The following is a 22,083-nucleotide window of genomic DNA, read 5'->3' as shown; positions in this document are numbered from 1 at the left end:
TTTAATTTTTATTAACCTTATTCAAATCTCAAAGCATCGATTGGATTCAAGCGAGCTGCTTTGCGTGCAGGGTACATTCCGAAGAAGACACCCACTGCGGTTGAAAAGACGAGCACTAAAGCGACACTTCCCAGTGTGACTACAGGGACGATATTCAGAGCGCCAGCGATAATGTTAGAAAGAATAATGCCTAAGGTCAGGCCGATCATTCCACCAATCAAACTTAAAATGATGGATTCCATCAAAAATTGAATCAAGATGGTCCTGGTTGTTGCGCCTAAAGCTTTACGCGTTCCGATTTCCCGAGTTCGTTCTGTCACCGAAACCAGCATGATGTTCATGACACCAATACCACCGACAAGTAAAGCGATACCTGCAACGGCAGCGATAAAGTTAATGAACAAACTCAGAACATTATTCACCTGATCGAGTGCCTGAAGGAAGTTTCGTGCATTATAAATATTTTCTCCTACAGCATCATGACGAAGTTCCAAAAGTCTGACGACCTTATTAGATACAGGCTCGATCTGCGCAGTATCTTCTACTTGAATAATTGCCGAGTTCATCCCCGAAAATTGCGGAACTTGTTGGCCTAACGTTGACTGAGGCAGCGACATGAATAGAGGGATCTGATCTGCGTCAAAGGCTCCTTGCATATTGGCAAAAGAACCTTCCACAACGCCAACAATACGTAAATCGAGACGAGATTGAGTGATTGTCATGCGCAGGGATTCACCAACAACATCTGTTCGACCAAATAAAGCCTCAGCACCATCTTCATCAATGACGACGACATTATTATTTTCATCAAAATCTACCTGATTGAAATAACGTCCATAAATCAAATCAGAACTCATTGCCTGACTTAAAAATTGCAAATCCGGTGTCCCGTATGAAATGACTGCCTGCCGTGATGCCCTGTCAGTAGAAGCTGTTCCCGTTGTTTGCTGATTTGGAGAAATATAGCGAATCTCATCTATGGAGTCTTTCAGCAAAACTAAGTCTTCCTGGGTCAGCGCTTCGTTTGATTCATCCGTATCGTTTGCGGTCAAATTAATAGTCGTTGCACCAATGTCACTGAAGGTCGCAGTGATCTCTTGAACGGCACCGTTCCCTACAGCCAAGATTGCAATAACAGAAGAAATGCCGATGATAATACCTAACATAGTCAAGAACGAGCGCATTTTATTCGCAAAGATGCTGTCTAATGCCATTTTGAAGTTTTCTTTTATAAACATTTATTCCACCCCCACTTCAGGAAGCTTTTTTGATTTGACCAGTTCGTCTTCAATGATGGCGCCATCTCGAAAATGAATGATACGTTTGGAGTACTGAGCCATTTCTGGTTCGTGGGTTACCATAACGATGGTTGTGCCTTCTTTATTTAAATCTTGGAAAACATGCATGATGTCCTGCGTTGTTTTGGAATCTAAATTTCCCGTGGGTTCATCAGCCAGCAAGACAGACGGTTTATTGACCATCGCGCGCGCAATGGCAACACGCTGTTTTTGTCCGCCGGATATTTCATTAGTCAAGTGATATAGCCGGTCACCCAGACCCACTTTTTCCAATGCTTCTGTCGCTCGTTCTATGCGTTCTTTGGTAGGGACTTTTGCATAAACCAGAGGAAGCATCACGTTCTCTAAAACATTCATACGTGCCATCAGGTTGAATGATTGAAAAACAAATCCAATTTCCTTGTTTCTGATACCGGCTAATTGAGAATCAGATAAACCAGTGACATCAGTTCCATTGAGTAAATATCTCCCACTATCGAAACGGTCAAGCAAGCCTATGATATTCATTAACGTAGATTTACCGGATCCACTTGGACCCATAATTGAGGTGAACTCTCCTTTTTGAATTGAGAGAGTCACTTTATCTAACGCTCTGATAGTTTCTCCACCCAAACGATATATTTTGTCTATATCGGTAATTTCTATCACGAGATATCCTCCTTCTAATTGTCTAACTCGACTTCAAGACCGTCTTCTAACTCATCACTGGGCGATAACACAACCTGATCGCCCGCAGACAGACCACTGACGACTTCGATATCAGCCTCTGACTGAATACCTGTTTCAATGGCTACACGTTCTGCAATGTTATTATTAACGATAAAAACATACGGTTCATTATTCTCATCATAATTCAGTGCCTCAACCGGAATGATCATGGCGTTGTCTTTTGAGTCGACTATGATTTCAACGTCTATTTCAAAACCGGCAATCAAATCTGTAGTTTCTGAATCGAAAATAACTTTGGAGCCTAATTGAGTAGACAAACCCGTTTGTGTCTGTTGTTGCGTTGCGACAGGATCAATTTCTGAAACAGTTCCGTCATATTCGTCGTCATTGTAAGTTAAAATCACCGCTTGATCGACAGCGACTTCACTTGCATCTGACCGTGATAATTGAAGTGCAACATGTAGATCGTTCAGATTTGAAATAACAAGTGACGGACGTCCTTGCTGAGTATTCGTATCCGCTTTGTCTTCTGAAACATTTACTTGAGTAACCGTTCCATCGAAGTTGGCTTCAAACGTTGTGCCATCCATATAGGATAGAAGGGTGTCACCTTCTTCGACGGTATCTCCGACTGCCACGGTCAGTTCAGTGACGAGTCCTTGTCCCATAAACTCTTGGGTATCACTCGGTTCTATTATGCCTGACGTGACAACGGTTTCTGTGATATCTTCTTCAACCACTTCAGCTGTTCGAACATTTACCGTGTCATCTTCTTGCTGACTGCTGTAAATGCTGTAGCCGACAAAGCCGACAAAAGCTAAAAAGAGTATCAACCCTATCCATTTTTTCCCTCTCATAATTAAAGCGTCCTTTCTCTTTTCCTATTATTAAATAATAATTCACAAGTATAATTATACAGTCTGTAATACGTATATGCTACGAATACGGAATAAAAATCATGAAATCTTCACTTTTAAAAGGTGAAACTCATCTCAAATGCGTGAATGGAATGACAAAAAGAGGAGGTGCGTTTAGAGAGTTTTACCGATATGTGGTAAACTATCAATACAATTAGAAGAGACGTGAGAGACAAATGTGAATGAGAAAGGAGAAACCTTGATGAAAGATAAAGTGTTTGTTGTCGGTGATGTGCACGGTCAAATCACAATGTTCAAACAATTACTGGATTATTGGAAGCCGGATAAAGAACAGTTGATCTTGATCGGAGATTTGGGAGACAGAGGAGAAAATCCTAAGGACTGTTTCGAATTGGCAAAGGAATTGGTTGAGGATCATGGGGCTATATGTTTGCGAGGCAATCATGAAGAAATGCTTCTGGATTTTCTGAATAATCCGAAGTATTCCGCCCCCACTTATGAAATGAATGGCGGAATGGTCACGATCCAAACTTTCTTAGAGACTGAAACAGAAAAATATGACTCAGTTGAACTTGCGGCCAGTATGCTGGCTAAAGTCCCCTGGCTAAAACCGTTTATCGAATCTTTACCCTTAACGTATGAATGGGAAGATTATGTATTTGTTCATGCCGGAGTCGACTTAACTTTAGATGACTGGCGTGATTCCAGAAAACGTGATTACGTCTGGATCAGAGAAGGATTTTATGATCAACCGAATCATACGGGTAAAACATTTGTCTTTGGGCATACCGTTACGGCAATGCTCCATAACGAACAGTACAATACGGACATCTGGCAATCCGGTGATGGGAAAATTGGCATTGATGGCGGTGCGGTATACGGTGGGACAATACATGGGCTCGTACTTGACAAGAAGGGCATAGTTGACCATTACAAGATAGACAATAAAGGTTATGCTTTTTCTGAATACTTGAGAAGGGGATTATAGTAGGCATGAGAATAGGTACTTTATCTGATTTGCATATCGATAGAAACGAATGGGAAATGGAAGCGGACGAAACGACTTTGATAACATTATCTGAAATGATAAAAGCGAAGGCGATTGATATTTTGTTGATTGCCGGAGATATTTCCAACAGTTATTTAAAGAGTCATGATTTCTTGAAAAACTTGACAGAACTGACTCGCATTCCTGTCAAATTTGTTGCCGGTAATCACGATTACTGGGCTAAAGATCACGATTTAAGCGACACGCATCAAATTAACCATTTTTTTAACGAACAAGAGTATTCGCTTGTCGGCAAGCCATTCGACCTCAATGACGAATGGGCTGTTGTGGGGACACCAGGGTGGTACGATTACGGCTACGGCAATCAAGACAAATACAGTGAAGCCCAGTTCGAGAAAAAGAAATACGGGTTTGCTTCCTGGAACGATCTCCATTTCGTGAACTGGAATCAGAGTGATAAAGATGTGAGCAAGGATATGCTGGAACAGCTCTATAAAGATCTGGAGACAGTGAAACATAAAAAAATCATCCTTATGACACATGTCGCGACGCACGGCGACTTTGTTGTGCCGTTGCCGCACCGTATCTACAATTACGCTAATGCCTTTTTAGGAGCCAAAGCGTATGAAACAGTTTATGAAGATTTTGAAACAATCAAGTACAGTATCATGGGACATGTGCACTTTAGAAAAATTGTCCAGGATGAGAAGAGGACCTATATTTCTCCGTGTTTAGGAAGCAGTAAACACTGGACAGACAAGCGACTTAAGAATCAGCTGGAAAAAAGTTTAGTGACATTCGACCTTTGAAACTCTCATGACTGAAGTCACGGTTATTCTCGGCTGTTTCATAAAAAGGGTGAATCCAAAATAGAGGATTCGCTCTTTTTCAATTTTATGATAAACTAGATAGGGTGAGCTATAGTATTGGAGATGAATGGTTTGGCAGAAGCAGAAAATAAACACGTAATGAATTTATTGATCAAAGATTTAAAAGGGTATTCTAAAAAACAAATTATATCTGTGCTTGACTTGCTCGGTGACGGAAATACCGTACCGTTTATAGCCCGTTACCGTAAAGAAGCAACAGGTTCACTGGATGAAGTGCAAATCAGAGAAATTGAAGAGCGCAACAATTATTTAACTAACTTGGAAAAACGTAAAACGGACGTACTGGCGTCGATTGAAGAGCAGGGTAAACTGACGCCTGAGCTTGAGAAAGACATCAAAGCAGCGAACCAGATGCAGCGTGTGGAAGATCTGTATCGTCCATATAAACAAAAGCGCCGTACGAAAGCGACGATTGCGAAAGAACAGGGACTGGAACCCCTAGCTGAGTGGGTATTAACTTACCCAAGCTGCTCTTTAGCGGTTGAAGCAGAGAAATATATCGATGAAGAAAATGACGTGAAGTCAGTTGAAGAGGCCTTGGCTGGTGTTCATGAAATCATAGCTGAGCATATTTCTGATAATCCAACCTACCGTAAGTGGATTCGTGAATATACTTATAACAAGGGTGAAATTCTTTCAAAAGTTAAAAATGAAAAAGCGGACGAAAAAGCAGTCTTTGAAATGTATTATGATTATTCAGAATCACTCGATTCGCTTGTTTCTCACCGTATACTGGCTTTAAACCGTGGTGAGAAGGAAGATGTCCTTTCTGTGTCTATCGACGTGGATGAGGCTTATATCAACCGTTATATGGCACGTCAGGAATTGCCTAATGGAGATTCGTCAGAAGCAACGGAAAAAGTTAGAGAAGCGGTCCTTGATGCCTATAAACGGTTCATTGGACCGGCAATCGATAGAGAAATCAGAAGTGATTTATCAGAAAAAGCAGAAGAGCAAGCGATCAACGTTTTTGGAGAAAATCTGCGTAACCTTCTTCTGCAGGCACCTTTAAAAGATCAGACGCTTTTAGGATTAGATCCTGCTTACCGAACGGGATGTAAATTAGTTGTCATCGATGCGACAGGAAAAGTTCATGCAATCGATATTATCTATCCACACCAACCCGCTTCAGCTGCTAAAAGGGGTGAAGCTAAAGGTAAATTCCTGGACATGGTGAATAAGTACGACGTGGACACTGTTGCCATAGGTAATGGGACAGCGAGCCGCGAATCAGAATCCTTTGTTGCTGATGCCCTTAAAGAAGTCAATAAAAAAGTGGCTTATGTGATTGTCAATGAGGCAGGCGCTTCTGTTTATTCGGCAAGTCCGGAAGCAAGGCGTGAATTTCCTGATTTACAAGTCGAAGAACGCAGTGCCGTCAGTATTGCCAGACGTCTCCAAGATCCATTAGCTGAACTGGTTAAAATCGATCCGGAATCAATCGGTGTTGGTCAGTATCAGCATGACGTTTCTCAAAAGAAACTGAGTGGTCAGTTGGACTTTGTCATCGAAGTCGTGGTCAACCAGGTGGGTGTCAATGTGAATACCGCGAGTGCGGCCCTGCTTAAACATATTTCAGGACTGACCAAAACAACAGCTGAAAATGTGGTGACGTATCGTGAAGAAAATGGTAAATTCACGAATCGTTCGCAATTGAAAAAAGTGAAGCGTCTTGGGCCTAAAGCCTATGAACAATCCGTTGGTTTCTTGCGTATCCCGGATGGCAAAGAGCCGTTTGACAATACCGGCATTCACCCGGAAACGTATAAAGAAGCGGAAAAAATCATTGGATTGACTGGACTCAAGAAAGACAGTTTGGGCTCCAAAGACTTGGAAGCTCGCTTTAAACTAGTGGATGACGAGGAAATAATTGAAGCAACAGGCTTAGGCACAGAAACCATTGAGGACATCAAAAAAGCATTGGTTGCACCTGGTCGGGACATGCGAGACGATATGCCGGCACCGCTCCTGCGTACAGATGTTTTATCAATGGAAGATTTGAAAGAAGGCATGGAACTCGAAGGAACCGTAAGAAATGTGGTCGACTTTGGTGCCTTTGTAGATATCGGGGTGAAACAGGACGGCTTGGTGCATATATCAAAACTGAGCAATTCATTTATCAAACACCCAAGTAACGCTGTAGCTGTAGGCGATATCGTCAAGGTTTGGATCGACTCTGTCGATATGAAAAAAGGACGTATCGCACTCAGTATGATTGAAAAAACCAAAAAAAAATAAACAAAAAGAATCAGTCAGGTCAGGAGTTTCTCCTGACCTCTTTTTCTATCCAAGGTGGAACAATTTATGGAAACAATTGAATTGCAAAAATTAGTCGAGGCCGTTTCACTAAATCACTTTGACCGACACTTTAGTCATCAAGCCTTATTTAATAAGCGATTAAGATCGACAGGCGGACGCTATCATCTGAGTTCACATAACCTGGATTTTAATCCTCATGTGTTAGAAAAAGCGGGTTTGGAAACATTCATTGGCGTTATCAAACATGAACTTTGCCATTATCATCTGCACTTGAGTGGAGATGGGTTCCAACACAAGGATAAAGCCTTCAAAGACTTACTTAAACAAGTGGGGGGCTTACGTTATACGCCATCGTTAAAGGAACCGGAAGAGCCAAAAGAAAACTGGCAGTATCGTTGTAGAAAATGCGGGAGCATTGCTCAAAGGCAGCGAAGATTCAATACGGCTAAATATGTTTGTGCCAAGTGTAAAGGCAGATTTGAATTGATTGGAAAAGGAGAAACAAATAAGACAGCCGTTGACTAAAATCAACGGCTGCCTTATCTGACTATTATAAATTAATACCTGCTTTTTCGAAATGAGCTTCAAGATTTGAAATGTTTCCGTCAAATACATGACCATCCATGCCAAGATTTGCGGCACTTTCAATGTTCTTAGGTAGGTCATCTATAAAGAAACACTCGGAAGGGTTTAGGTCAAAGTGAGTGAAAAAGTTCTGGTATAGCTCTTCTTCCGGTTTGATACTCTTCCAGTCAGAAGAAAGAAACAGGCCGTCAAAGTAGTCTAGTCCAGGAATAATATGTTTGAACTGGTGGAAATCCTGAGATACATTAGAGAATAAGTATAAATAGTAGCCATTTTCTTTCAAGCGTTTCAACACATCTTCCATTTCCAAAATAGGTGTCATTTCTTTATACCAGGTATCCATTACTTCTGTAACTGACATATGAAGCGTTTCGGGAAGACGCTTTGAGGCATTCTCGATGATTTCTTCTTTTTTAATGGTGCCTCGGTCATATTGTTGCCATTCATCAGCATAAAAGATTTCATTTAATAATAACTTCTGGTGTTCGGTGTTGGATGTGAAAGTTTGTATAAAATCTGCCGGTGCATATCGAATCAAGACATTACCCATATCGAATACTACGTGTTTTATCATATTTATACTCTCCCTACTGAATTAGAATGAAATTATCTTCCCTTCAAAGATACCATATAAGTTAAGATTTAAGGATCATTTAGCATATTTTCTAGAGTTGATTACCTGCTTCAGCAGCCGGGTAACTCAACATCAAGGCAATATGCATGAACCAGCGTGCGATTCCACTTAGAATGTTTGAAAAACGGTTTTGACTGAGTACCGGGAAAATAAACCCCACAGTACCGTCTGGATATTTTGTCTATAAAATGTTCGTGTTTTTTCAACGAAAAAAATAGTTTTTTAATCAGACTACACTGAGCAAATAAAGTGATTTCAAAAAACAGGAAGATTTACTATACTTGAATCATCCTAAAATAAATAAAAAAATTCATACCCGCAAAACAATCCCAAAATTATAAAGCACACAGTTTTCTATTTTTGAATAAGCCGATTTTGGATCAAATTTATAAGTATCTTGAAAAATAAAAAGGAGAAGAAATCATGAAACCGATTATTGAAGTGAAGAACTATACAAAAAAATATGGTGATTTTACAGCAGTAGATGATGTCTCGTTTGAAGTAGAAGAAGGCAGTATATTTGCCTTTCTGGGACCAAATGGAGCGGGAAAAAGTACAACGATCAATACATTGTGTACGATGATGGAAAAAACAGCTGGCACATTGTTGATCGACGGAAAAGATGTCTCAACCGAAAAAGATGCCGTACGTGAAGTAATCGGAGTAGTTTTTCAATCGCAAACATTAGATGAAAAAATGACGGTGAATGAGAACTTGAAGATGCACTGTGTTTTTTACGGGGTACCCAAACAGGAGGTCAAGGATCGAATCAATTTTGTGTTGACCCTTGTTGATCTACTCGATTGGCAGAATAAAAGTGTGTCTAGTCTCTCGGGCGGAATGAAACGACGAGTGGAAATAGCCCGCGCATTGTTACATTATCCAAAGGTTTTATTTTTAGATGAACCGACAAGCGGCCTGGATCCGCAAACGCGAAATAGGATGTGGGAATACATTACCAGACTACAAAAAGAAAAAAATATCACCATCTTTCTGACTACACATTATATGGATGAAGCAGAAATTTGTGATCACGTAGCCATTATGGATAATGGAAAAATCATGGTAAACGATACACCCGAAAACTTGAAACGGCTTTACACGAAAGATAAAGCCATCGTAAAAGTGAGTAATCCGGATGTTTTTGAAGCAGCGTTGAAAAGGGATGATTACACGTACAAAAAAGAAAAAGGAACTTTTCATCTCGATATCGATATCGATGCTATTCAACAGTTTCTGCAGTTTGTCGGACAGTTCAAAAACGAATTAAAAGATCTGGAAATCAAAAAAGGGACACTGAATGACGTCTTCTTAGAAATCACAGGTAAAGAAATTAGAGAGGAGGCCACAGAATGAGAACAATTACTGCACTATGGCTCAGAAACATCAGAGGATTCGTTCGTGATCGAGTCAAACTTATCACTTCATTAGTCATTCCCTTCTTTTTCCTTTATGTTTTCAAGTCTGTTTTCCAAACAGATCAAGTAGAAGATCCAACCGCTTTCTTACTTGCAGGGATCATTGTAGCGACGGTATTCCAAACCTCTTTGAATATTGCGACCTCGACGATCGATGATACTGTTTCAGGGTATATGAAAGAAATCCTAGTGAGTCCGACCAGTCGTTTTAAAGTAGCCCTGGGACAAATTTTATCAGCTGCTACAATAGCAACCACACAAGGAATTTTGATATTGATACTCGGTTTCTTTACTGGCTTGAGCTTTGACCATTGGTATACCCTCGTTTATGTCTTATTGGCCTTGATGCTAGTTGGACTGGTTTTTTCAGGATTAGGCTTATTCTTAGCTTCAATGGTCAAAAGCTCTTCCACTTTTCAAGTCGTACAACAGGCCGTCGTACTTCCGTTTACTTTCTTATCCGGAGCGTATATCCCACTTGCCTTTTTACCTGACGCTCTTCGATATATTGCGTATTTCAATCCCATGACCTATACGACAGCTTTCTTTAGAACCATCATGCTAGAAAAAGGCAGATTGACACAAACAGAATGGGTAGAACTGGGTTTGGCCTTTGATCTGAATGGCTTCATAGTAACACCTTGGATGAGTGGGATCATCATTACAGCTTTTGGCGCGTTATTCTTATTCTTAGCGACGAACTCCTTTGTTCGAGCAGACTTCAATAAGATATCGCGTAGTCCATTAGGTGGAAGATAAAGAGAAATTCTTTTCTCTCACCGTGAGCGGGCTTCTTCAGGAATTCATCAGAAATTGCGTTATATAAGAAACATAAAAGCTATGCGAATCGATACAATAATATCGCTACACAAAAATATGGTTTCTGGAGTCCAAATCAAGTATGAAAGAATTATTTTCAAGACCATCCTGAGATGCAGCACCGCTTAGTTAGCTAAAAAAAAATAAACGGATTTCTCTTTATGTAGCATATGATTGTAATTCCTAGAATTATTTAGCATGATTTCTATATACGATATTGACAATAGGTTGAAAGATTGATATGATAACCTTTGTTGAGTACAATGCGCACGTGGCGGAATGGTAGACGCGTCAGCTTGAGGGGCTGGTGGGGCGGAGCCCCGTGGAAGTTCGAGTCTTCTCGTGCGCATAATATTTTTAAACAGTTTTTAAAAAAAGAGATGACATCCGAGGTTAACCTCGGATGTCATCTCTTTTTACTTATAATAAATAGTCCAGTGTAAATAGAAGAATGCGTACCTTTTATTATTTTCTCCAAAACGTTTTGCAGTTTTTCTTGTCTTCAATATTAAAAGCGATCATGTCCCGAATCAACTCTTTATTGATCGGTTGAGACTTTTTGATCTTGAATATTTCTTTGAGCAACTCATAATTGTTTTCTTTGATTTCTCTTTCAAATTGTCTCAAGCCTGCTTTTTCAGGTGCTACCGAGATGTGATTTTTTGCGACGCTGAATCCGATGATAAATGTGTCGTGATCCGTATACATCGGTTGGTTCCAGGCAATGCGTTTATCAATATTTGGAAATTCACTATCTATAAAGTTAAACAGATCACCTAGCTTCTGTTTTTGTGTCTCATCATCTAGTGATTGCAAAAAGTCTGCGAACGTCTCCATAATCAGTCACTCCTATTATTTTTTGAAATTCAATTATAACAAAATAGCTGATGCAAATGTAATCATGATTGGAATGGTTACGATGGCCAAGAAACTGGCCAGGATAATGATTCGGGCACCATACTCGTAGTCTCCGCCGTATAGTTGCGAGAACAACGCGGTATTGATGGCTGTTGGTGTCGCATTAGCGATGGCAAGCACCAGGAGCACCGATGGGTTGGTGATCGGCAGTAGCCAGAGTAGGAAGATGCCGATCGTTGGTGCTATAATTAAACGGATAGAAACTGTCCAATAGTTGGATCTCACTAGGAAAATATCTTTGATTTTACTGCGTGCTAGGTATCCGCCAAGTAGAATCATACCAAGTGGTGAGCTCAATCCAGCGATCGAGTCTAAACTGTTATAAAGAACAGTTGGGAGCGGTAGGCGAGAAATATATAAACCAAAACCGACAAACGAGCCAAGACTCGCTGGGTTTGTTAAGATAGAGCGTAGAGTGATGATTTCTTTTCCTTCCGATAACATCCACTTTCCGTAAGTAAACTGAAAAATAGCGGAAGTAACGATATACATAGAAAGGTAGAAGATACCTTCATAACCGAGCAGGGTCAGAACAATCGGAATACCCATATATGCCGTGTTGGAGAAGACGATGGCGTAACGATCGATTTTGGTGCGGTTTCTGAGTAAGGTGTGGGCCAGAAATATACGCGAAAGTATGATCGCGAGTGCCCCGATAAATGATGTAAACAATATGTAGAGTTGACTCGAGTCATAATCTTGCTGAAATGACATCATAAGGACAATAGGTATGATGAATTTGGTGACGATGTTAGCGAGTTGCTGCGTGCCTTCCATATTTAAGAATTTTAACTTGACTAAAACGTAACCAAACATCATGATAAAAAACATTTCAAGAAGCTGGTTGAAAACGACTGAAGAAATATCCATATTAAACGCCTTCTATCTGTACAATTTATAGTAAGAGAAATAAATCTCTTATCGATTACTATACTCTTTCACCACAAATTTTGCAAAAGGAGCAAAAAAATGAATCTATCCCATCTACACCATGTCGCCATTATTGCGAGTGATTATGAAAAATCAAGACATTTTTATACAGAGTTACTCGAGTTTCCAATCGTTAATGAGGTTTACAGAAAAGAAAGAGAGTCGTATAAATGCGATTTGAAAGTGGGGGAGAGTCAGATTGAGTTGTTCTCTTTTCCATCTCCGCCGAAACGGCCGAATCAGCCAGAAGCAGCGGGTCTGAGACACTTGTGCTTTGGTGTGATGGACGTAGAACAAACAGTCAATGACCTGGAAAGAAAAGGCATACGGTGTGAAGAAATAAGAAATGATCCCTATACAGGGAAAAGATATACTTTTTTCAAGGACCCAGATGGGTTGCCTCTAGAGGTCTATGAAAGATAAATGAAGGCAAAAAAAAAGCACCCTTGTTTCCGCAAGAGTGCCTGCATAGAAAGGAGATGATTTATGAAAAAGAAAACTAGTAGTACTGCTACTAACTTTGTTTCTATTTAAATGATAACGCATACATATAGCTAAGTCAACAATAATTTCAAGACTTTTCATTTTTTTTACAATCGCTTACTTTGCATTGATGCCAAGGTTTAAACATTTACTCAGGCTTGACGCCTCGTTAAAAGTAAGGCAATATTAAATATAGATAGGATGGGAGGAAAAGTAAATGAGTAAGAAAATGATTCACACATGCGTACGTGTAAAAGACTTGGAAAAATCACTTATTTTTTATAAAGAAGTATTAGGTATGCAAGAGGTCAGACGCCTGGATTATCCAGAAAACAAATTCACGCTGGTCTATCTAGCCTTACCCGGTGATGAAATGGAATTAGAATTGACATACAACTATGATCAGACGGAATCGTATGAATTAGGAAATGGATATGGTCACATTGCTATTGGTGTAAATGGTTTAGTGGATACACATGAAGAACTAAGTCAGTCAGGTTATGATGTGACAGAGCTTAAAGGTTTGTCAGATGGTGCGGCAACTTACTTTTTCATTAAAGATCCAGATGGGTACAAGATTGAAATCGTTCAACTATAGAGAAGAGACACCGAGTAATTGCTCGGTGGTACATATTAAAAGGGGAGAAACAACTAATGGGGGATTTGAATTTTAATACAGGCACGTTTCATTATGGCTCGAGAAGAGAACTTGTTTATGGTAAAAACGGTATGGTCGCCACGTCTCATCCCGTAGCTGCACAAGTGGGGCGAGATATATTGAAAGCCGGCGGGAATGCCATTGATGCGGCAGTTGCTACAGCAGCTACGTTAACAGTGGTCGAACCGGGTTCAAATGGAATAGGCGGGGACAGTTTCAGTATCATTTGGAAAGATAATAAAATGGTTGGATTGAATGCGAGCGGTCCTTCACCAAAGGGGTTGGAACCGGCGGCTTATTTAGATAAGTCGAAACCTTTTCCAACATATGGCCTAAAAGCCGTGACGGTTCCAGGTGTTCCTGCCGGTTGGGCAGAATTAATAGCAGAACACGGCAACTTATCATTAGCAGAAGTGTTGGAACCCGCAGCTAAGATTGCTGAAGAAGGGGTCGCCATTTCCGATACGGTTCATCATGCCTTCAAAAGGTCATATGAGCGTTTCGGTAAAGAAAAAGAACAGTTTCCGGAATTGAATTCCTGGTTTGATGTTTTTGCACCGAAAGGACGCGTGCCTAACGTCACAGAAGTGTGGTCTTCCAAAGGGCATGCCAGAACATTGCGTCTTATTGGTGAGACAAATGCCAAAGCCTTTTATACAGGAGAAATAGCCGAAGCCATGGCCTCATTTTCAAAAAAGTTTGATGGTTACTTGAGTAAAGAAGATCTTTCAAGCTATCAGCCGGAATGGGTCACTCCTGTTAAAGTGAATTACAAAGGTTATGATGTTTGGGAAATGCCACCGAATGGACAAGGTGTCGTCGCGTTGATGGCTTTGAATATAATGAATAATCTAGAATTTAACGGGAAAGATGATCATGAGACGATACACAAGCAGATCGAAGCCATTAAATTAGCTTTTTCTGACGGTCAATTGACCATTACTGATTCGAATCATATGAAAATGAACGTCTCCGATCTTTTATCTGAGGCCTATGCTAAAGAGCGGTCAAATTTAATAACTGACGAAGCCATCAGTGCGCAGCCCGGCATACAGGACAACTCGGGAACAGTTTACTTAGCAACTGCGGATAATGAAGGGAATATGGTTTCATATATACAAAGCAACTATATGGGGTTTGGTTCAGGAGCGGTTGTACCAGGGTACGGGCTCAGTTTGAACAATCGTGCTCTTGGTTTCAACTTGCAAGAAGGACACGTGAATGCGTTAGCACCTGGTAAGCGACCGTTCAATACGATCATCCCGGGGTTCTTGACAAAAAATAATAAAGCTGTCGGGCCGTTTGGCGTGATGGGTGGGCACATGCAGCCTCAGGGACATTTACAAGTGTTACAATCCATGATTGATTTTCGGATGAATCCCCAGGATGCTTTGGATGCACCAAGGTGGCAATGGATTAAAGATAAGAAAGTTATTGTGGAACCAACGATGCCCTCAGTGATCATCAACGAATTGAAGCGTAAAGGACATGCGGTTGAAGTAGAATTAGAAAAAGGCCATTTTGGCAGAGGTCAAATTATTTTAAAAACATCAGAGAATACATATGTAGGTGCGACAGAACCACGTACAGATGGATCGGTAGCTGTATGGTAAAGCTATTTAGTGATTCTTTGGAAAGTTGGAGGAAAACGCATGGCGATTTTAGCATTTGATATTGGGGGCTCAGCCGTTAAATACGGTATATGGAACGAACAGCAGTTGATCGAAAAAGATAAATTTATAACACCTAAGACTTGGGAAAAAATGAAGGAACACTTAATAGCTGTCAAAGAGAGAGTAGAGCAGAACTTCAACTTGGAAGGCGTTGCCTTTTCAGCTCCGGGTGCAGTGAACCAAGAAGCTAGGCAAATAGAAGGCGTAAGTGCAATCAAGTATCTGCACTTTTTCCCTATTTATGATGAACTCGAAGAGGCTTTCGACTTGCCTGTATCATTTGAAAATGATGCGAACAGTGCGGCACTTGCGGAAGTGTGGAAAGGTTCAGCAAAAGATAACGATACGGTTCTTTTTGTTGTCATAGGATCTGGCGTAGGTGGAGCGGTTATCCTCAATAAACAAGTGCATCACGGACCGCACTTGTCTGGTGGAGAATTCGGGTTTATGTTGCTTAACGAAACGCAGAGCTTTAGCGAATTAGGTACAGCCGTTGGAATGGCCGAACGCTATGCTGATCGAAAAGGGTTATCTTATGATGAAATTGACGGAAAACGCGTTTTTGAGTTAGCCAAAGAAGGGGATATGCTAGCCAAAGAAGAAGTTGATACGTTCTATTCATATCTGACCATGGGTCTGTATAACATTGCCCATGCATTTGATCCCGAAAAAATCATTATCGGCGGTGGTGTGTCTAATCTGGAGGGGCTCATTGATCGTCTTAATACTGAGTATAAACAATTAATAAAGCGCATTAATTACAATACATTCATTCCGGAGTTAGATTTGTGTACATTTAGAAATGATGCAAATTTAATCGGTGCTGTATTTAATTATTTACAAAAAAATGTTCCGTTAATAACTGATTAAGGAGAATTTGAATGAAAATAATGAATGATGATACTCTTTTATTTATCGGAGACAGCATTACGGATGCAGGTCGAGATAGACTCGATTCGACTGATCTTGGACAGGGCTTTCCGTTATTGATTTCTGCTTATCTTCAAACGCTATTTCCAGAGAAAAGATTGACGATTTTGAACAGAGGTATCGGCGGAGACAAACTGAGTGATGTGAAAAATAGATGGGAAGAAGATTGTTTAGATTTGAATCCAGATATCGTGACCTTGCTCGTTGGTATCAATGATACGTGGAGAAATCTAGAGAGTAATCACATAGCGTCTGAAGCAGAACTGGAAAAATTTGAAACGGACTATCGCTTTTTGCTCAAATCTCTTCTACAACGTACCGACGCTCGTGTCATATTGGTGGAACCTTTTGTTCTTCCTTACCCCAAAGACCGCATTAACTGGCGAAAAGATTTAGACGAACGGATTCAGATCGTTAGGAAAATGGCGAAAGAATATCAAGCGGAATTGATTCCACTTGATGGACTGCTTAATGCCCAGGGAATTAAAAATGGATTTAGTTATTATACGGGTGAAGATGGGGTTCATCCGACAGTTGCGGGGCACGGATTCATAGCTAAGTCATGGATCAGTACTATTATTGAAAAAAAGATATTGTAAAGTAATCAGATGTATGCTAATATTATCTTTATGCGATGAGTCGAATGTTTCCACTTTTTGTGGAAACTTCATGCACGATACAGATGTTAAATCATCACAACGGGAAGTTGGTATTGGAGATCGAACGCTGTGAACGCGAGATCTCGCCTACAATGTAGGTTGCGTTAGTGCGGACAAGCCAAACTGTCCGCACTTTTTTTTGCCCAAAAATCAAGTTTGTTTAAATTTTAAATTAATCATTGAAAAAAATTTGAACTCGTGTAAGATGAAAAGCAAAATGTAAGCGGTATTATATGAAATGGAGGGATGCCATGTTAGATAAAATTCAAAAAAGTTTAGTTGGATTACTGGTATTAGTTATAATGCATGTAACGTATAGGAGTTTCTGAGGTTGGGGCAGATAATCAAAAAATAATTGATATTGATTTTGAGGAAGAATCTGATGTGTTTTTTTCTAGAGGAGATAATGAAACGATATCTCGTACTGAAATAGAAGCCAAGTCGGGTAACCATTCATTGTTAGTAAAAGACCGAGAAGAAGCTTTGAATGGTCCTTATATCAGGGTAGAAGAACAAATTGATCTGACTAAAGAGTATCTCTATTCAATTTGGGTAAAACTCGTGGATAAAACCGTGGATGATTTGCAGCTTTCTACACAAATTGGTGAAGGGGACAGCGCCAGTTATCAAATTATTGATACACAATCAATTTCATCAAATGAGTGGGTCCATCTGGAAGGGACATTTAGATATGATAGTAAGGGAGACGACTTTATTAGTGTATATGTGAAAGTGTAAATAATCCGACTATTTCGTTTTTGATAGATGATTTCAGTATGGAGTCATCAGAATTAGAACACGACGTTAACGCCCAGAGAGAACTTCAGCCAATCAAAGATGTTTATGCGGACCATTTTCTAATAGGAAATGCAGTATCGATCGCGGAGATGGAAGGGCAGCGACTGGATTTATTGAAACATCATCACGACCTGGTCACAGCCGAGAATGCCATGAAACCGGGAAACGCTTATGGATCAAGTAAGGAATTTGATTTTGAGGATCAGTAGAATTTAGTAGATAAAATTAAAGAAGAAGGGTTCTTGCTCCATGGACACGTACTTGTCTGGCATCAGCAGTAACCAGAATGGTTACATACAGAAGACGGAGAATTATTGTCCAAAGATGAAGCTCTGGCAAATATGGAAAGACATAATGAAGAAACAATCTTACACTACGGTGATGATGTGATTGCCTGGGAAGTCGTCAATGAAGCGATGAACGATAATCCGATGGATCCTGAAATGCGCCGATCAGGATGGTATGAGGCCATTGGAGATGATTACTTGGATCTGGCTTATACAAAAGCCAGAGAAGTACTGCACGCAAACGGCTGGCATGATGTGAAATTATATTACAATGATTATAACGACGATAATCAGGATAAAGCCACGGCGATTTACAATATGGTAAAAGAAATCAACGATAATTACGCGGAAGAGAATCCCGGAAAGTTACTCATCGACGGTATCGGGATGCAGGGTCATTACAATATTGGTACGAGTGTAGACAACGTTCGTCGATTGATCGAGCGGTTTGTGGAATTAGGGGTAGAAATTGGTGTGACAGAGCTAGACATCACAGCAGGCTCTCCTGGCGAATTGAGTGAAGATGAAGAAATAAGTCAGGCATTGATATATGCGGAACTTTTTCAACTTTATAAAGAACATTCAAAAAGTATTTCCCGTGTCACATTTTTGGGATTAAATGACGCGACAAGCTGGAGCTCAGATCGCAGTCCATTATTGTTTGACGGGAATTTAAAGGCTAAAAAGGCTTGTGACGCTATGATAGATCCGGAAGGTTTTATAGCTGAATATGGGAAAAAAACTGGAGTGGATAAACTTCGTGGGAAAGCAACATACGGGACGCCTTCTTTATCGGAAGAGGATGATCCCATATGGAATGAAGCTGTTAGAATAAAGATTAATCGCTACCAGATGGCTTGGCAAGGGGCTTCAGGAACAGGTCATGTCTTATGGAATCAAGACAATCTCTATGTACGTATAGAAGTAAAAGATAATACGATTGATGTTTCGAGCGATTTACCGTGGAGCAGGATTTGGTTGAAGTGTTTATCAATACATCCCTGGACGATTCAACAAACTATCAGGAAGGTGATGGTCAGTACCGAGTGAATGCATCCGGTAAGGAATCGTTTGGAGAAATGACAAATGAGATAGACACAGAATTTAGTGTCCATGAAACCGACACTGGCTATACAGTTCAGCTAGCCATTCCTTGGGTAACCATTGAACCAGAACCTGGACAGGAAATCGGGTTCGATCTACAGATAAATGATGCGAATTCTGGAAACCGGGAAAGTATTGCATTGTGGAATGATTTAACTGGGCAAGGCTATCAAAACACGTCAGTCTTTGGCGAATTAGAATTAGTTGGAGAGGATGTGTCAAATATAGAATCTGACATTGACAGTGGAGAAAATGAAAAGCCAATCAGTACATGGTTAATTGGAGGAGTAACTGCTAATCTTGTTTTAGTTGGAATTTTCTCTGTAATTAAACAGAAGAAATAAAAAAAGAGAGGAGATTTTCCTCTCTTTTTTTATTGGTTTAGAGTAATGAATTTCATACAAATAGTATTACAAAAGTATTGTTTTGTAATCTTTAGTAATTAACTAGCCGAAAAGTGTCATATGATGAAACAAATGTTGAAAAATCTGTTGCTTTTTAATAAATAGAACGGTATTATGTACATGTAAACGTTATTAGTTTGTGAGACAAACAAACTAATCTATTTTTTCAGCATAAATGTAAACGCTCTATATCTGGCTCTTTCTATTAAATTATTGATCTCATATCGGTTTAACTTATATTGAAATAAACAAACTAGAAAGAGTTGATACAAACAAAGGAGGAGTACTATCGAAAAAAAACAGGGGCTTAGTACTTAATAATGGTAAGTAAAACTAATCTTGGAGGGATATAAATGTTAAATAAAAAATGGTTTTTAAGTTTAGCGGCAATGTCAGCGTTAACTTTGGCAGCATGTGGTAATGGAGACACGACCGATGAAGGCGCAACCGATGAAGGTTCGACAGATGAGGAAGTTGTTGAAACTGAAGACGGAGAAGAATTCGAAGCGCCTACGACAGGTGGAGAAGGTGTCTTAGACGTTTGGACATTTACAGATGAAGCTGAGACGATGATAAATGATTATTACTTGGAGGAATTCCCTGACTTAGACTATGAAATTAATATTTCTATCGTTCCTACTGAAGAGTTCGAAACACAATTAGACCCTGTTTTTGGATCAGATAGTGCACCTGATGTTATTTTCGCAGAACAAGCTTTTGTTAAAAAATACGTTGAATCCGGTATGCTAGTTGACTTAAGTCAATATGACGGTTTAATGGAAGGTGCAGAAAACACTTTTGATTATGTTAGAGATATCGGCACTCAAGAAGATGGCACATTCGTAATGAACTCGTGGCAAACAACACCAGGTGCGTTCTTCTATCGCCAAGATTTGGCTAGTGAATACTTAGGTGTTGAATCACCTGAAGATATGCAGGAAGCTATCAGTAACTGGGATGGGTTTTTAGATACTGCCCGTGAACTGAGAGACGCAACAGATGGATCTGTTTACATGGTATCTGGACGCGCTGACTTGAGCCACCCTTACTTTATGTCAAGGGATCAGGGCTGGGTTGAAGATGATCAATTAATCATTGATGATCAGATATACGAACTGATGGAAACAGCAAAAATAATGGTTGATGAAGGATTGATGATGGATGCTGACCCTCAAGGAGAAGAATACTTTGCTGCCATGAATGGTGATGAAGTAATGGGATACAGTCTACCTACATGGGGCATGCACTTCTGGTTAAAACCCAATGGTGATGAAACTGCTGGTAACTGGCGCATGGTAACGGGTCCTACCGCCTACTTCCGTGGAGGAACATGGATCGGTACAACTCAAACATCAGACATGCAGGATGAAGCAGCTCACATGATTGAATACTTGACGACAAGTGAAGACTTCATGACTAGCTGGGCAGAGGATACAGGCGACGTCGTATCTAATGAAAATGTAGTTGAAGCAGTTCGTGGAGACTATGAAGAAGAATTCTTAGGTGGACAAAACCACTACGATGCTTTTGCTGAAGGAATTACAAGTATTGATGGATCTATTATTACAGAATTTGACCAAGGTATCGCTGGTGCATTTGAAGATTTAGCTTTAACACCATATTCTAAAGGTGAAGTGACTCAAGAAGAAGCGATTGAAGCCTTTAAGTTAGAGGTACAAAACTTATATCCAAATCTTCAAGTAGATTAATATTAGTATAAAAGTGTAGTACAAGGAAAGTGTAGCTGGACGCTTCTGAGAAGTGTCCACTGCACTTTCTCCACTGCATGGAAAGGGGAGTTATTATGGCGACATCATCGACCACTTCAACCGGGAGCAAAGCAGATGCTAAGCGACCGAAACATCTGGCTAAACGAAAAAATCATAACAAATGGGGATACATTTTTGTCACACCATTTTTTCTGTTTTTCCTAATCTTTAACTTTTATCCGATGTTCTATACGATTTACTTATCCTTTACCGATTTAGCGGGTTGGGCAACTGAAGCGAATTTTGTTGGGTTCCAGAATTTTGAGAGACTTTATAATAACCAATTATTCAGAAATTCGGTGTTTAACACGATGATTCTGTGGTTAGTCAACTTTTTCCCGCAGATCATACTAGCCTTCATACTGGCTTATTGGTTTACGAACAGACGAATGAATTTAAAGGCGACTGGGTTTTTCAAAAGTATGTTTTATCTTCCAAATATCATAACGGCTGCCTCGGTAGCGCTGATATTCAGCTCTTTATTCAGCTACCCACGCGGGCCATTAAACTTGATCATGCTGGATTGGGGATTGATCAGTTCACCTGTAGACTTTTTTAGAAGTGTTTTAGCTACGCGTTTAATTGTATCATTCATTCAATTCTGGATGTGGTATGGACAAACGACGATCGTCCTTCAGGCAGGTATTTTAGGAATTGATGAGAATCTGTTTGACGCGGCACGAGTAGATGGTGCGACAGACTGGCAGTCATTTACAAAAATCACTATGCCGTTAATGAAACCTATTACATTGTATGTATTGGTTACATCTCTTATTGGTGGTCTTCAAATATTTGATATTCCTTATCTGTTAACAGGTGGAGGACCAGCTCAATCAGTTGAAACTATGATGATCTTTATTTACAAACAAGCTTTCCAAGGCGGAAGAAACTTGAACGTGGCTTCAACAGCGTCAGTTTTTCTTCTGATCATGACATCGATTTTGAGCCTGATCATCTTTAACAGTTTCCGAGACAAAAAGCTTAAGAAAACAGTGAAAGGAGTGAAATAGA

21 protein-coding genes, 1 tRNA gene and 1 pseudogene are annotated in these 22,083 nt (G+C 40.0%); 16 read left to right on the top strand and 7 right to left on the bottom strand.

Going from position 1 to position 22,083, the window contains the following annotated elements; all coding sequences use genetic code 11:
• Nucleotides 1-17: 17 nt before the first annotated feature.
• Genes ACO1PF_RS03460 through ACO1PF_RS03450 form a run of 3 tightly spaced genes read right to left on the bottom strand, consistent with a single transcriptional unit; the run spans nucleotide 18 to nucleotide 2,824 of the window.
• Nucleotides 18-1,238: an ABC transporter permease gene (locus ACO1PF_RS03460; RefSeq protein ID WP_423189964.1), complete on the bottom strand. Its 1,221-nt coding sequence runs from the start codon at nucleotides 1,236-1,238 to the stop codon at nucleotides 18-20.
• Nucleotides 1,239-1,946, bottom strand: a complete 708-nt coding sequence (locus ACO1PF_RS03455) for an ABC transporter ATP-binding protein (RefSeq protein WP_423189963.1) — start codon at nucleotides 1,944-1,946, stop codon at nucleotides 1,239-1,241.
• Between the two features lie 14 nt (nucleotides 1,947-1,960).
• Nucleotides 1,961-2,824 (bottom strand): efflux RND transporter periplasmic adaptor subunit, encoded by an 864-nt coding sequence (locus ACO1PF_RS03450; protein ID WP_423189962.1) that lies wholly within the window; start codon nucleotides 2,822-2,824, stop codon nucleotides 1,961-1,963.
• A 262-nt stretch (nucleotides 2,825-3,086) separates the two neighbouring features.
• Here ACO1PF_RS03450 and ACO1PF_RS03445 point away from each other — a divergent pair, with 262 nt between their 5' ends.
• From ACO1PF_RS03445 to ACO1PF_RS03430, 4 genes are all read left to right on the top strand, one after another.
• Nucleotides 3,087-3,833, top strand: coding sequence for a metallophosphoesterase (locus ACO1PF_RS03445; RefSeq protein ID WP_423189961.1), 747 nt, complete (start codon nucleotides 3,087-3,089; stop codon nucleotides 3,831-3,833).
• 5 nt (nucleotides 3,834-3,838) lie between these two features.
• Complete coding sequence (locus ACO1PF_RS03440) at nucleotides 3,839-4,663, top strand: metallophosphoesterase (protein ID WP_423189960.1); 825 nt, start codon at nucleotides 3,839-3,841, stop codon at nucleotides 4,661-4,663.
• A 132-nt stretch (nucleotides 4,664-4,795) separates the two neighbouring features.
• Nucleotides 4,796-6,982: a Tex family protein gene (locus tag ACO1PF_RS03435; protein WP_423189959.1), complete on the top strand. Its 2,187-nt coding sequence runs from the start codon at nucleotides 4,796-4,798 to the stop codon at nucleotides 6,980-6,982.
• Between the two features lie 66 nt (nucleotides 6,983-7,048).
• Nucleotides 7,049-7,528, top strand: a complete 480-nt coding sequence (locus ACO1PF_RS03430; protein ID WP_423189958.1) for a SprT family protein — start codon at nucleotides 7,049-7,051, stop codon at nucleotides 7,526-7,528.
• A gap of 25 nt (nucleotides 7,529-7,553) precedes the next feature.
• Here the strand turns inward: ACO1PF_RS03430 and ACO1PF_RS03425 are convergent, their stop codons facing one another.
• Nucleotides 7,554-8,162: an HAD family hydrolase gene (locus tag ACO1PF_RS03425; RefSeq protein WP_423189957.1), complete on the bottom strand. Its 609-nt coding sequence runs from the start codon at nucleotides 8,160-8,162 to the stop codon at nucleotides 7,554-7,556.
• A gap of 91 nt (nucleotides 8,163-8,253) precedes the next feature.
• Nucleotides 8,254-8,382, bottom strand: coding sequence for a hypothetical protein (locus ACO1PF_RS03420; RefSeq protein WP_423189956.1), 129 nt, complete (start codon nucleotides 8,380-8,382; stop codon nucleotides 8,254-8,256).
• A 263-nt stretch (nucleotides 8,383-8,645) separates the two neighbouring features.
• Between ACO1PF_RS03420 and ACO1PF_RS03415 the strand changes: the two genes are divergently transcribed.
• The 3 genes from ACO1PF_RS03415 (at nucleotide 8,646) to ACO1PF_RS03405 (ending at nucleotide 10,808) form a co-directional block, all read left to right on the top strand.
• Nucleotides 8,646-9,578, top strand: a complete 933-nt coding sequence (locus ACO1PF_RS03415) for an ATP-binding cassette domain-containing protein (RefSeq protein WP_423189955.1) — start codon at nucleotides 8,646-8,648, stop codon at nucleotides 9,576-9,578.
• Nucleotides 9,575-10,399, top strand: a complete 825-nt coding sequence (locus ACO1PF_RS03410; RefSeq protein WP_423189954.1) for an ABC transporter permease — start codon at nucleotides 9,575-9,577, stop codon at nucleotides 10,397-10,399. The genes ACO1PF_RS03415 and ACO1PF_RS03410 overlap by 4 nt, the downstream gene beginning before the upstream one ends.
• Before the next feature lie 325 nt (nucleotides 10,400-10,724).
• A tRNA-Leu gene (locus tag ACO1PF_RS03405) sits at nucleotides 10,725-10,808 on the top strand.
• A gap of 116 nt (nucleotides 10,809-10,924) precedes the next feature.
• On the opposite strand, the gene ACO1PF_RS03400 is transcribed toward ACO1PF_RS03405, so the two are convergent.
• Nucleotides 10,925-11,296: an iron chaperone gene (locus ACO1PF_RS03400; RefSeq protein WP_423189953.1), complete on the bottom strand. Its 372-nt coding sequence runs from the start codon at nucleotides 11,294-11,296 to the stop codon at nucleotides 10,925-10,927.
• Nucleotides 11,297-11,329: 33 nt separating this feature from the next.
• Nucleotides 11,330-12,247 carry an AEC family transporter gene (locus ACO1PF_RS03395; protein ID WP_423189952.1) on the bottom strand — a complete coding sequence of 306 codons (918 nt, stop codon included), beginning with the start codon at nucleotides 12,245-12,247 and terminating at the stop codon, nucleotides 11,330-11,332.
• A 99-nt stretch (nucleotides 12,248-12,346) separates the two neighbouring features.
• Between ACO1PF_RS03395 and ACO1PF_RS03390 the strand changes: the two genes are divergently transcribed.
• From ACO1PF_RS03390 to ACO1PF_RS03350, 9 genes and pseudogenes are all read left to right on the top strand, one after another.
• Nucleotides 12,347-12,730, top strand: coding sequence for a VOC family protein (locus tag ACO1PF_RS03390; protein WP_423189951.1), 384 nt, complete (start codon nucleotides 12,347-12,349; stop codon nucleotides 12,728-12,730).
• 277 nt (nucleotides 12,731-13,007) lie between these two features.
• Nucleotides 13,008-13,388, top strand: coding sequence for a VOC family protein (locus ACO1PF_RS03385; protein WP_423189950.1), 381 nt, complete (start codon nucleotides 13,008-13,010; stop codon nucleotides 13,386-13,388).
• Between the two features lie 56 nt (nucleotides 13,389-13,444).
• Nucleotides 13,445-15,061 carry a gamma-glutamyltransferase gene (gene ggt, locus ACO1PF_RS03380; protein WP_423189949.1) on the top strand — a complete coding sequence of 539 codons (1,617 nt, stop codon included), beginning with the start codon at nucleotides 13,445-13,447 and terminating at the stop codon, nucleotides 15,059-15,061.
• Nucleotides 15,062-15,100: 39 nt separating this feature from the next.
• Nucleotides 15,101-15,991, top strand: a complete 891-nt coding sequence (locus ACO1PF_RS03375) for an ROK family protein (protein WP_423189948.1) — start codon at nucleotides 15,101-15,103, stop codon at nucleotides 15,989-15,991.
• A gap of 11 nt (nucleotides 15,992-16,002) precedes the next feature.
• A complete protein-coding gene (locus ACO1PF_RS03370; RefSeq protein ID WP_423189947.1) occupies nucleotides 16,003-16,650 on the top strand; it encodes an SGNH/GDSL hydrolase family protein in 648 nt (215 codons plus the stop codon).
• Nucleotides 16,651-17,094: 444 nt separating this feature from the next.
• Nucleotides 17,095-17,448 (top strand): carbohydrate binding domain-containing protein, encoded by a 354-nt coding sequence (locus tag ACO1PF_RS03365; protein WP_423189946.1) that lies wholly within the window; start codon nucleotides 17,095-17,097, stop codon nucleotides 17,446-17,448.
• Nucleotides 17,449-17,486: 38 nt separating this feature from the next.
• Nucleotides 17,487-19,243 (top strand): annotated as a pseudogene (locus ACO1PF_RS03360) (endo-1,4-beta-xylanase).
• A gap of 413 nt (nucleotides 19,244-19,656) precedes the next feature.
• Nucleotides 19,657-21,012, top strand: a complete 1,356-nt coding sequence (locus ACO1PF_RS03355) for an ABC transporter substrate-binding protein (protein WP_423189945.1) — start codon at nucleotides 19,657-19,659, stop codon at nucleotides 21,010-21,012.
• 95 nt (nucleotides 21,013-21,107) lie between these two features.
• Nucleotides 21,108-22,082, top strand: coding sequence for a carbohydrate ABC transporter permease (locus ACO1PF_RS03350; RefSeq protein ID WP_423189944.1), 975 nt, complete (start codon nucleotides 21,108-21,110; stop codon nucleotides 22,080-22,082).
• The last annotated feature ends 1 nt before the right edge of the window (nucleotide 22,083 follow it).

It is taken from the genome of Alkalibacterium sp. f15 (assembly GCF_049389645.1).
GTDB lineage: Bacteria > Bacillota > Bacilli > Lactobacillales > Carnobacteriaceae_A > Alkalibacterium.
The sequence above is the reverse complement of the archived record's forward strand: the minus strand, read 5'-3'. Positions and strand labels throughout refer to the sequence as shown.